This is a genomic window from Ruminiclostridium sufflavum DSM 19573 (genome assembly GCF_003208175.1).
Classification (GTDB): domain Bacteria; phylum Bacillota; class Clostridia; order Acetivibrionales; family DSM-1351; genus Ruminiclostridium; species Ruminiclostridium sufflavum.
The window spans coordinates 30,910-42,583 of record NZ_QKMR01000021.1 but is presented as its reverse complement, the minus strand read 5'-3'; the positions used below and the strand labels follow the sequence as shown (position 1 = coordinate 42,583).

Sequence of the window (11,674 nt, the reverse complement as noted above, 5' to 3'; positions counted from 1 at the left end):
CTAGATATTATAACTTGGTAATAATTATTTCCGTGACCTGCAACACCTTGCTATTTTGTCAGCTTATCCATTATTCCCATAATCTCTTCGATTTTGTTCTGGGAATCACCCTTGTCAAATGCATCTCTCACGCAACAATTCAAGTGTGCATTAAGCACCTCCCTGTTAACGTTTCTCAAAATAGCCTGAGTCGCCAGAAGCTGATTTGATATGTCAACACAGTACCTATCCTCATCAACCATTTTCAGAATACCGTCCAGCTGGCCTCTGGCTGTTTTTAAAAGACGCATGACCTTCTCTTTATCTGCTTTCATATAACCTCCTGTATTTCAAGTACTATTTCCCAAACAAGCCCTTCTTTTCACTGACAGAAACCACCTCATACCCTGCGTCACTTACTGCACTTCTGAGAGTATCGTTATCTACATTCGTCTTTAGCTCCACTATTGCTATTTTCTTCTTCAAATCAACCTTTGCCGCCACACCGTCAATTGCATTCAGCGCCTTTTCAACTCTTGCCTGGCAATGTCCGCATGTCATTCCTTCAATCTCCATTATTTTTTTCATATCTCCATCTCCTTGTTTAATATTTTCGGTATTGCCCGTATTTATATTTAATTGGTCATACCTGTCGCTGCTATAGGCTCCTTCCTCTATACCCCTGCTTTTAAAAAGCTTCAGCCTTAATGCATTTGTTACAACACAGACTGAGCTCATACTCATTGCTGCCGCACCAAACATTGGATTCAGCTTCCATTCCAGCAACGAGTAAAATACTCCTGCGGCAAGAGGAATCCCTATTGCATTATAAAAAAATGCCCAGAACAGATTTTGCTTTATGTTTCGTATTGTCGCTTTACTTAGACGAATGGCTGTAACTGCATCCTGCAAATCACTCTTTATCAGGACTATATCCGCAGATTCAATGGCAATATCAGTTCCGGCACCGATTGCTATACCTACATCTGCCCTTGCCAAAGCAGGAGCGTCATTTATACCGTCACCAATCATCGCCACCCTCTTGCCGCTATCCTGTATGCTGCGGATTTCTCTCTCCTTATCCTGAGGAAAAACCTCGGCAACTGCCCTATCAATGTCCAACTGCTTTCTTATTGCCTCCGCAGTTTTTTTGTTATCACCTGTAAGCATTACAACATTTATACCCATAGCCTTGAATTGTTTAACAGCCTCAAAGCTTGTTGCCTTAATAACATCAGCTACAGCGATTATGCCTAAAAGCCTTTTATCTCCTGCATCTGCAAAAAACAGCGGTGTTTTACCGTCATCTGCAAAGGTATCTGAAGTACTTTTGAATTCATATACCTCAATATTTCTTTCATTCATAAGTGCTATATTACCCGCAATATACTGTTTTCCGTCAATAACAGCATAAAGGCCCCGTCCTTCAATTGTACTGAATTCTTTTGCAGCCTTCAATTTAATTCCCGAATTACTTGCTTTTTCAAGGATTGCTTCTGCCAAAGGGTGTTCAGAAGGCTTTTCAATAGATGCTGCAATTTCAAGAAGCTCAGTCTCGCTTATATCCCCCGCCGTTACTATATCAGTTACTCTAGGTCTGCCCTCTGTAATTGTTCCTGTTTTATCAAGGACAACCGTATTAATTGTATGCGCGGTTTCCAATGCCTCTGCCGACTTAATCAATATGCCGTTTGAAGCACCCATGCCGGTTCCGACCATAATGGCAACCGGTGTCGCAAGTCCCAATGCACAGGGGCAGGATATCACAAGCACCGCGATTCCTATGGAAAGTGCGAATTCAAAGGATTGCCCTAAAAGCAGCCATGTTATTGTAGCTATAACAGCTATTGATATAACCACCGGAACAAAAATCCCGCTTACCTTATCTGCCAGCTTTGCAATCGGAGCCTTTGATGAGCCGGCTTCCTCAACCAGCTCGATAATCTTTGCAAGAGTTGTGTCCTCTCCTACCTTTTCAGCTTTAAACTTGAAAAATCCGGTTTTGTTTATTGTTGCAGCAATTACTTTATCTCCGCTCTTTTTTTCCACAGGAATACTCTCTCCTGTCAGCGCAGACTGGTCCACTGCCGAAGCACCTTCAATAATAACTCCGTCTACGGGTATACTCTGACCGGGTCTCACTAAAATCAAATCCCCTATAACAACATCATCCACTGATATTTCGGATTCCTTACCGTCACGGACAACCGTTGCTGTCTTAGGTGCCAAATTCATCAGCTTTGTTATGGCTTCAGAGGTTCTTCCCTTTGACTTTGTTTCAAGGTACTTTCCCAAGGTTATTAATGCCAAGATTGTAGCTGCGGATTCAAAGTACAAATCCATCTTATATTGATTAACAATATCCATTTGGTTGTGACCCAGCCCATATCCTATCTTAAAAATTGCAAATATTCCATATGCCACAGCTGCCGATGAACCTATGGCAATCAGTGAATCCATGTTAGGTGAGCCGTGAAATAAGGTTTTAAATCCAACCGTATAATATTTTTTATTTACAAAAACAATCGGCAGCGTAAGCAAAAACTGTATAAACGAGAAGGTTAATGCATTCGCTTCACCGTGCAGTAATTCCGGTAAGGGTAAATTGAACATATGCCCCATTGAAATATATAACAGCGGAATAAGAAACAAAAACGATATGGCAAGCCTCTTTTTCATTTCCTTGATCTCATCTTCGACCGGACTTATTTTTTCAGTCTTTTGTAAAGCTGACTTTCTATTTGTAAATATAAAAGCACTATACCCTGCATCAGTTACCGCCTGAATAATTTTACCATTATCAGTTACAGTGCTGTCATATTCAACCGTCATACTATTTGACAATAGATTAACATTAACGGAAGCGACACCATCTACCTTTTTTACGCTCTTTTCAACGGCAGCTGAACAAGCAGAACAGGTCATTCCTCTTACATTAAATTTTTCGTTCATAGCATCCTCCTCCACACCCCCTGTGGGGTGTACTAATAGAATACACATTTTTATATGCTATGTCAATAGTATTTATTATCTCTTTTTCGATATTATATTATTTATATATAGCCAACGCAATTTATACTATTTCAAGGTTTTCGAAATAAGACGCAAAAAAGCTGCCGCATGGATTTGATTCCTGCCGGCAGCTTTTTTATATAATTTGTTTATTAGCAATAATTATTGAGCGTCAACCTTAGCCATGTGTTCAATAAGATTAACAACCTTGTTTGAATAGCCCCACTCATTGTCGTACCATGATACCAACTTAACGAAGTTAGAATTTAATGCGATACCAGCACCTGCATCAAAGATGGAAGTACGTGCATCATGTATGAAATCTGATGAAACAACTGCATCCTCAGTATATCCGAGTATGCCCTTCAATTCATTTTCAGAAGCCTTCTTTACCGCTGCTTTGATTTCATCGTAAGTAGCGCCCTTTTCAAGACGAACTGTCAAGTCAACAACTGAAACATCAGCTGAAGGAATTCTCATTGACATACCTGTCAATTTTCCGTTCAATTCAGGGATAACCTTTCCAACTGCCTTAGCCGCACCTGTTGATGAAGGAATGATATTTCCGATAATTGATCTTCCGCCTCTCCAGTCTTTCATTGAAGGAGCGTCAACTGTCTTCTGAGTATTGGTTGCAGCATGAACTGTAGTCATAAGACCTTCAACAATACCGAAGTTGTCATTGATAACCTTAGCTAAAGGAGCCAAACAGTTAGTAGTACATGAAGCATTTGATACAACTGTCATATCCTTAGTGTACTTGTCTTGGTTAACTCCCATAACAAACATTTGAGCATCGGCTGAAGGAGCACTGATAACTACCTTCTTTGCTCCGCCCTTTATGTGAGCTGAAGCCTTTTCGGTAGTAGTGAACACACCTGTTGATTCAACAACATAATCAGCACCGCAAGCTCCCCAAGCAATAGCTGTAGGATCCTTTTCTGCAAAAACAGCGATTTCTTTTCCGTTAACAACCAGTTTTCCATCTTTTGTTTCAACAGTTCCTTCAAATCTTCCATGAACTGTGTCATAAGTTAACATATATTTCATGTACTCGAGATCGATGAATGGATCATTGATTCCCTTTACTTCTACGTTAGGGTTGTTTACTGCAGCCCTGAAAACAAGACGACCAATACGTCCAAAACCGTTAATACCCATTTTTACTGCCATTGTTGTTACCTCCTAAAATTTTTATTAATTAGTCAAGCATATAAATGCTTATCAACAAAACAATTGATTTGAATTTCCTAAACCAATGATAATTTTATATTATTTTTTAAACATTATCAATAGTATAAAAGCCGAAATTAATAAATATTTAACAAAGCCTTACAGTAAACTTTTCCAATATTGTAATTGGATTATAAGATAGCTTTGCTTTTCTTAAACCTTCAATTCCAAGATCCTGTTCCCTGTTTACATATTCTATTCCCTTCCAGTGGTTTGCAAGAAACTGCTGGTTTACCAGAGGATAAAGCCCGTTTATCTCCGCATTTGCCTTTTCCGCATGTATTACGACCGTATTGCTGTTCAGCTTTTCGCCCACCGTAAAGGCTTCCGGTTTTCCATCCACCTTTATAAGCGCACCCTTAACCCTCAAAAAATTATAGTTATCCAGCAGGTCAAGATTAGCCTTTCTTTCTGCAATAAGGCTTTCTTCCTCTTTATAGTTCCTTTGTACCGACCATTTTTCCAATATATCTATACAGCTTGATATGTTTTCATCAGAAATCTCTTCATACTTGAAGGTATGAAGCTTTTTAAATTTGTTTATGTGGTTTCTTTTCCCGTCAAGTTTCTTTCCCGACAAGGTTGAAAGCTTCTGTACAGAATATATATAATCAAAATTATTTCTGTCCTCCTCGGCAATAAACCTGATACCCAAATCTTCAAGAACTGAAATCTGCATCTCCGATACCCTGCATATCATAAAATCCTTGTTTCTGTTATAAAAATAATCTCTGATTGCAAAAATTGCGTTCTTTAAGTCCTCAGTATTGCTGTAATCTCCAACCGGGAAAAAACAAAACGGGTTATCCTCAACAGAAGCTATTATGCACAAAAAATCATTTATAAGGCTAAATTTTATTTTGTAATAATCTCTCCAGATATAAAAATTTGTAAAGCTCATTTCAGATGTTTGTAAATCTGTCCTTTTAAAATATTCGTCAAATAGCCCTTTATCATTTATAGATATTTCCGATAGCTTTAAAGTAGTCTGCAATATATATCCCCCCATTTGGCCCCAGCATCAATAAAAGCTACTTAACATTTTCTATTATGGAAATAAGGAATTCTGCCGCCTTTTCCATATCTGTTATTGATATTTGTTCATTCACGCTGTGTACCATTGTCATTCCAATACTTAAATCAACTGATTCAATGCCTTTTGAATTAAATATGTTTGTATCGCTGCCGCCTCCTGTGGAAATAGCTTCAAAATCAAGCCCGCACTTTGCTGCTGCCGCTTCCAGAATTTTTATTATATCTGCCTCTTTCCCGATACTGAAGGACGGGTATTCAAGCTGAGTATTAAATTCAACCTGACCGTTCCATTTTTCAGCCGCCTTCTCAAAGCACTCCTTCATATGAATTGTCTGAGCTTCCAGCTTGGACTGCTGTCTGCTTCTGGCTTCTCCTTCTATCTCAACTCTGTCACAAACAATATTAGTTGCGCTGCCTCCGTTAATAACGCCGATATTTGCAGTGGTTTCTTCATCTATTCTACCCAGCCTCATATTTGAAACAGCATCAGCCGCAATTGAAATGGCACTGATTCCATTTTCGGGCTCTATTCCTGCATGAGCGGTTTTTCCCTTTATAACGGCATGAATTTTATTTTGAGAAGGTGCATTAACCGCGGCACATCCGATTTTGCCGTCACTGTCTAAAATAAAACCGTATTTCGCATATATTTTGCTGAAATCCATATTTTTCGCGCCCATCAGGCCTATTTCCTCAGCTATGGTAAAGGCAATCTGTATATCTCCATGCTGTATATTATTTTCCTTCAGAACCTTTAAAGCTTCAAGTATAACAGCAACCCCTGAAATATCATCGCCGCCTAATATGGTAGTACCGTCACTTCTGATGATATCGCCATCAATAACAGGTTTTTTCCCAATCCCCGGCACAACGGTATCCATATGTGCAGTAATTAAAACGGCAGGAACAGCTTTTGAACCCTTCACATTGCATATAATATTGCCGCATTCACCGCCAATCTTCTCTCCCGCATCATCTTCAGCAGGGCTGTATCCCAATGCTGCAAGCTTCTGTTTCAGCGCGTCACACATTTTTCGTTCTTTTCGCGACAAGCTGTCTATTTTAACCAATTCAATAAATTCGTCAACAAGTCTGGTTCTGTTTACCATTTTGAATCACCGCTCCTTATATAAAAATCAGCTATATTCATGATAAAATATGCAAAATAAGATATTCACATTTTAATATACCCAATTTCACATATTTATCACATACCAATTTCAAAAAACTGCCTCTGTACCTATCTGCCGTAAATTGTACATGGACGAGAAGCCTTTACCAATTAAATTTCACCAGATGCCCCTGCGTTTCCAAATGTGTAAAGTCTTTCTGTCTTAACACCTCATATACTACAACAGCCACCGAATTAGACAGGTTCAGAGAGCGTATTCCCTCTTTCATGGGTATTCTTATGCAGCTGTCTTTATTCTCCTTCAGCAGCTCCTCGGGCAGACCTGCTGTCTCCTTGCCAAACAGGATAAAGCAATCCTCCTCAAAACTGACATCACTATACTTGTTCAGTGCCTTTGTAGTGGAGTAATATAATTTCTTATGGCCATGTGCCTTTATAAATTCATCCAAGCAGTCATAATATTTTATTTCTGCCTCCTCCCAATAGTCCAGCCCTGCTCTTTTTAAATATTTATCTTCTATTGAAAAGCCAAGCGGGCCTACCAAGTGAAGAATTGTACCCGTGGCTGCACAGGTCCTGACAATATTGCCTGTATTCTGCGGAATTTCAGGTTCAACTAAAACTATATTCAATGCCATCCGATATAACTTCCTTTCATTCTCAATCTATTAATAAAATAATTATATTATATCTAATTTAATCCCTTGTGCCAGTTAAATTGTGCTTATACCTCCTTGGATTAAAATAAAAAAGATGGTGCATACCATCTTTTTTATTTTACATAAGCAATGTCGGCTTGCCAACCTTGTTTTTATATTTCTATAGATTATGTAATTTTTCTTACTCTTCAACAGACAAATCAATCTCTAAGGTTTCTGTGTCTGACAAATGTAGAGGAATACATATGGTTTGCATTTTCGATTGAGATATTGATAAATTTTCACCTAATAATAAAGACGGAGGAGTTATTTCTATCCCGATACCCTTATTGTAAAGCAAGGTTGCAGTATTACCCAATATCATATTAGTCAATTCAGACAATGCACTCTTTGAAATCTCGTTTAATTCGTCAACCGGCATGCCGCCCATCATAGCCGACGCTATTCTGAAGGCTGTCTGCCTTGACATTGTAAAAATGGTTTGCCCTCGCATTTTACCGGTTATCCCGACCATAATAACTATTGCCTCACCTTTATATGGGGAAGATCTGAGAAAAACCTTGCCAAGCTTTGCTTCAAGATTTCCAACTTGCTGCAATACAGTTTGACTTGCCTCAATAAAAGGATTAATGTATTCTATATTCATAGCAATCCACCTTATTATATATATTAAAAACACTGAGCCTAAACAACTTATAGCTATAAAATCATATTTAATTATATACAATATCGGAGCATAATTCTATATGTTTTTAAAAATTTATGCATAAAACTTCAATCCTGCGACATATTTTTTGTTTTATAATAAATTTTTATAATATTTACAGATTTGTTTATTTTTTGGCTTTTGGTTTTCCTAAGGCAGCCATAATATATCCAAAAAAAACTGCGGCAGAAAGTCCGGCTGAAGCCGCCTTAAAGCCTCCGGTAAATATACCCAGTATTCCTATTCTGTCAACTTCATTAAAGATACCCTTTGCAAGATTAAACCCGAAACCGGTGAGAGGTATTGTTGCTCCTGCCCCTCCGATATCAATAATTTTTTGATAAACACCAAAGGCTGCAAGAATAACTCCTGATACCACATAAACAACGAGAATCCTCGCAGATGTAAGCTTTGTTTTATCAATCAGTATTTGTCCGATTGCACAAATAATTCCGCCTACCAGAAAAGCACTCAAATAACTCATAATTTTATATTCCATGCCTTGCAAAATTCGCAGGCACGAATTCCATCCCCCTTTACAATAGTTATAATAGTTTAAATAATTGTTCCTGCCGGTTAACTTCTTGCAATTTACGTACTGTTAATCCAAACTCCTGTGAATACTTACTGCATGTGCAATTCCCGGAATAGATTCCTTCTGCTGAAGGCTTACAGGACTCATCAGCGCGCCGGTTGCAATAAACAAAACTCTTTTCAGGTTTCCTTTCATCATTTCCTTATATATATGTCCTGCAAATACTGCCGCGGAACATCCGCAGCCGCTTCCTCCGGCATGGGTATCCTGTTCGTTCAGGTTAAAAATCATAACTCCGCAGTCATTATAATTTGCTTCAATATTTAGTCCGTTCATCCTTAGGATATCAAGACATAATTTTTTGCCTATTTTGCCCAAATCTCCCGTAACAATCAAATCATAGTATTCCGGTACGAGCCCTGTATCGGCAAAATGTGTCAGAATAGTATCTGCAGCCGCAGGAGCCATTGCAGCCCCCATATTGTTTATATCAGTTATCCCTAGGTCATTGATTTTCCCTACAGTTATATTTCTGATATATGGGCCTGTTCCCTGAGAAGCAAGAGCAACGGCTCCCGAGCCCGTTACTGTCCATTGTGCTGTCGGAGTTCTCTGGCTTCCCAGTTCAAGCGGAAACCTGAATTGTCTTTCAGCCGAGCAGAAATGGCTGGAGGTAAGACATACCACATTATCTGCAAAGCCTCCGTCTATAAGCATACTGCCTATGCTCATCGATTCTGCCATTGTTGAGCATGCACCATACAAGCCCAGAAAAGGCACATTTGTTTCCCTAAGGCCATAGCTTGCCGCAATACATTGATTTAGCAGGTCTCCTGCTAAAATAAAATCAATTTTATCATTGCTTAGCTTAGCATTTTGCAACAGCTTTGCAAATGCTTCCCTTACAAGCTTACTTTCCGCTTTTTCCCAACTGCTCTCTCCCCAAAGCTCGTCAGGTATGATGAGGTCAAAACACTGCTTTAATTCACCTCTTCCCTCTTTAGGCCCCACAATAGAAGCTGTGGCTTTTATTGTGGGCGGATTCTTCAGGGCAACAGTTTGTTTTCCAATATGTTTTTCTGCCATACTAACCTCCTACGCCGAGTTTTCGGTACAAAAATTTGAGAATGCCTTCTGGAGAGAATCTCTGCTTTACAGAGATTCTCTATTTATTTTCAGCCGCGCTTCATTGCTCAAATCCACAATGCCCACAGTTTTCTCATATGCAAAGCTAACGATAAATGCACGAATTGTGTACACAAAAAGCTGTTTACAGCTTTTTGATATGTGAAGAGAACAATGTATGCAAGAATTGTAAACTTCACATTTTTAAGGCACATAAGTGATAAAGTAATGAATCACTCCCGCTATCATGGCAGAGCATACGCCAAATACAATTACAGGGCCGGCAATTACAAACATTTTGGCTCCTAAACCCATAACGTAGCCTTCTGTTTTAAATTCTATGGCAGGAGAGACAACGGAATTTGCAAATCCTGTTATCGGTACAATTGAGCCGGCTCCGGCAAATTTTCCGATAACATTGTAAATATTAAGTGCTGTTAACAAGGCACCCAAAAAAATCATAATTATGCTGGTGATGTTTGATACCACCTCAGAATCCAATCCTCTGGCTTTAAGCATATTAATAATAAATTGACCTATATCACAAATAAGACCGCCTACAATAAATGCTTTAATTATATTTATAAATATTTTTGAATTTGGTGAAGCACGCTTAACATGCTCGGCATATTCTTCCTTAGTAAAAACCTGTTTCATAATTATGTCCCTACCCGGTACCAATCTGGCAGTAAACTCAGGCAAGGAGCAAGACACCTCCTTTGGTAAGCTTTAAACAGAGCCTTAATCTGACTCCTGCAAGCAAAATATTAGTAAATAAAAAAAAGATATAAATTAATATATCTTATTCTTAGCAAATAAATTAAAAATTATTATTTAATTATCGAAAGCATAAATTTTCCGGAAATTCAAGTTCTATTTATTTTCTTCAACAGCCTCAAGGACATAAACTGCTTTATTAGGCTCCTTTTCCGTACTCATGTTGAATATAGCCAGCATGGCGATTATCCCGCACAAAATCAGTATAGCCAAAGCAATTAATATAACCTTTTTCCTGTGTAAAGGTGTAATTTTTAACATTTTTATATCCCCGCATTTTATTAAATTACTCTCGGCACTTCCTGCTGTTATTTTCTGACCCGGCCTTCTCTTTACAAGAAGTGCACCTATTGGTGAAGGTTTAAGTTAATTATTGTTTGCTATCATTTTAATTTTAATTTCATTTAAAATCTTTTTTTCAATACGGGATACCTGTACCTGTGAAATTCCCAGCAGCTTTGCAATCTGTACCTGGGTCTTTTCCTTGAAATAGCGTAATATTATTATTTGCCTTTCTCTGGCATCCAGAGTATCTAAAATTTGTCTGATTGCAATTTTGTCTATTAAATCAACCTCATTGCTATTATTGTCCGCATTTATTCTGTCTATGAGCAGTATAGGTGAATTATCTCCATCACCTATAGTACTGTACAACGACTCCGGCGAGCATCCCGCTTCAAGAGCCATGACCAATTCTTCAGGAGAAACACCAATTTTTGAAGAAATTTCATTTATTGTAGGCTCCCGCCCCAGCTCCTTGCACATGATCTCCTTTGTTATGCGGGCCTTAGAAGATATCTCCTTAAGAGACCTGCTAACCTTTATAATCCCATCATCTCTGATAAACCTTTTTATTTCACCGATAATCATAGGGACAGCATATGTAGAAAATTTCACATTAAAGGATGAATCAAACTTATTAATAGCTTTAATTAACCCTATGCTGCCTATCTGAAACAAATCGTCAATCTCATATCCTCTATTCTGAAATCTTTTCACAATGCTCCAGATAAGACCCACATTTTTTTCGACCAAGGTTGCCTGTGCCTGCCTGTTTCCCGCCTTGGCCTCTTCGATAAGCGTTCTGACTTCTTCATCTGTTATATCTTTCATAGCTTTCGAACCTTCCTGTCAAATATTTTGTCTAAACTGACTAAAGTCAATTACGGTTCAAACCTTCGTAGGATAAAATACCGGGACGATATAACCGCTGACGATGCAATCGTTTTTAGCCGATAGCAATTAACTCTAGTAATTTTGCAATTCAAAAACATATTTAAACCATGTTATAATAGATTATCAGCACTTTTTATAATTTTTATACATTTATTCAATTTATTTACATTTATATTTAAATGATTACTATGTAAGTCATCTTTAATTCCTCTTAGTTTTTCAAGTATATGGTGAAATACAGATATGTTAATGAAAAAGCTCTTGATTGCTGAAATCCGCAAAAAGCTTCCCGCAGCTTTTTGATA

At 38.2% G+C, this 11,674-nt stretch carries 12 protein-coding genes; all 12 read right to left on the bottom strand.

What is annotated here, in order from left to right:
- Positions 1 to 50: 50 nt before the first annotated feature.
- Complete coding sequence (locus tag LY28_RS15130) at positions 51 to 314, bottom strand: metal-sensing transcriptional repressor (RefSeq protein WP_110463017.1); 264 nt, start codon at positions 312 to 314, stop codon at positions 51 to 53.
- Between the two features lie 22 nt (positions 315 to 336).
- A complete protein-coding gene (locus LY28_RS15125; protein ID WP_110463016.1) occupies positions 337 to 2,931 on the bottom strand; it encodes a heavy metal translocating P-type ATPase in 2,595 nt (864 codons plus the stop codon).
- A gap of 222 nt (positions 2,932 to 3,153) precedes the next feature.
- Complete coding sequence (gene gap, locus LY28_RS15120; RefSeq protein WP_110463015.1) at positions 3,154 to 4,164, bottom strand: type I glyceraldehyde-3-phosphate dehydrogenase; 1,011 nt, start codon at positions 4,162 to 4,164, stop codon at positions 3,154 to 3,156.
- Between the two features lie 148 nt (positions 4,165 to 4,312).
- Positions 4,313 to 5,218: a DUF2156 domain-containing protein gene (locus tag LY28_RS15115; protein WP_242981326.1), complete on the bottom strand. Its 906-nt coding sequence runs from the start codon at positions 5,216 to 5,218 to the stop codon at positions 4,313 to 4,315.
- 37 nt (positions 5,219 to 5,255) lie between these two features.
- Positions 5,256 to 6,368: a M20/M25/M40 family metallo-hydrolase gene (locus tag LY28_RS15110; protein WP_110463014.1), complete on the bottom strand. Its 1,113-nt coding sequence runs from the start codon at positions 6,366 to 6,368 to the stop codon at positions 5,256 to 5,258.
- Between the two features lie 166 nt (positions 6,369 to 6,534).
- A complete protein-coding gene (gene trmL, locus LY28_RS15105) occupies positions 6,535 to 7,029 on the bottom strand; it encodes a tRNA (uridine(34)/cytosine(34)/5-carboxymethylaminomethyluridine(34)-2'-O)-methyltransferase TrmL (protein WP_110463013.1) in 495 nt (164 codons plus the stop codon).
- A 202-nt stretch (positions 7,030 to 7,231) separates the two neighbouring features.
- Positions 7,232 to 7,696, bottom strand: a complete 465-nt coding sequence (locus LY28_RS15100) for a chemotaxis protein CheX (RefSeq protein WP_110463012.1) — start codon at positions 7,694 to 7,696, stop codon at positions 7,232 to 7,234.
- A gap of 187 nt (positions 7,697 to 7,883) precedes the next feature.
- Positions 7,884 to 8,240: a stage V sporulation protein AE gene (spoVAE, locus tag LY28_RS15095; protein ID WP_110463054.1), complete on the bottom strand. Its 357-nt coding sequence runs from the start codon at positions 8,238 to 8,240 to the stop codon at positions 7,884 to 7,886.
- Positions 8,241 to 8,357: 117 nt separating this feature from the next.
- On the bottom strand, positions 8,358 to 9,377 hold the full coding sequence (gene spoVAD, locus LY28_RS15090) for a stage V sporulation protein AD (RefSeq protein WP_110463011.1): 1,020 nt from the start codon (positions 9,375 to 9,377) through the stop codon (positions 8,358 to 8,360).
- A 243-nt stretch (positions 9,378 to 9,620) separates the two neighbouring features.
- Positions 9,621 to 10,073, bottom strand: a complete 453-nt coding sequence (spoVAC, locus tag LY28_RS15085) for a stage V sporulation protein AC (RefSeq protein ID WP_110463053.1) — start codon at positions 10,071 to 10,073, stop codon at positions 9,621 to 9,623.
- 216 nt (positions 10,074 to 10,289) lie between these two features.
- The gene (locus tag LY28_RS19220) at positions 10,290 to 10,454 is read right to left on the bottom strand and encodes a hypothetical protein (RefSeq protein ID WP_165835597.1); all 165 of its coding nucleotides are present in this window, start codon (positions 10,452 to 10,454) and stop codon (positions 10,290 to 10,292) included.
- A 105-nt stretch (positions 10,455 to 10,559) separates the two neighbouring features.
- A complete protein-coding gene (gene sigF, locus LY28_RS15080; protein ID WP_110463010.1) occupies positions 10,560 to 11,306 on the bottom strand; it encodes an RNA polymerase sporulation sigma factor SigF in 747 nt (248 codons plus the stop codon).
- Positions 11,307 to 11,674 lie beyond the last annotated feature (368 nt).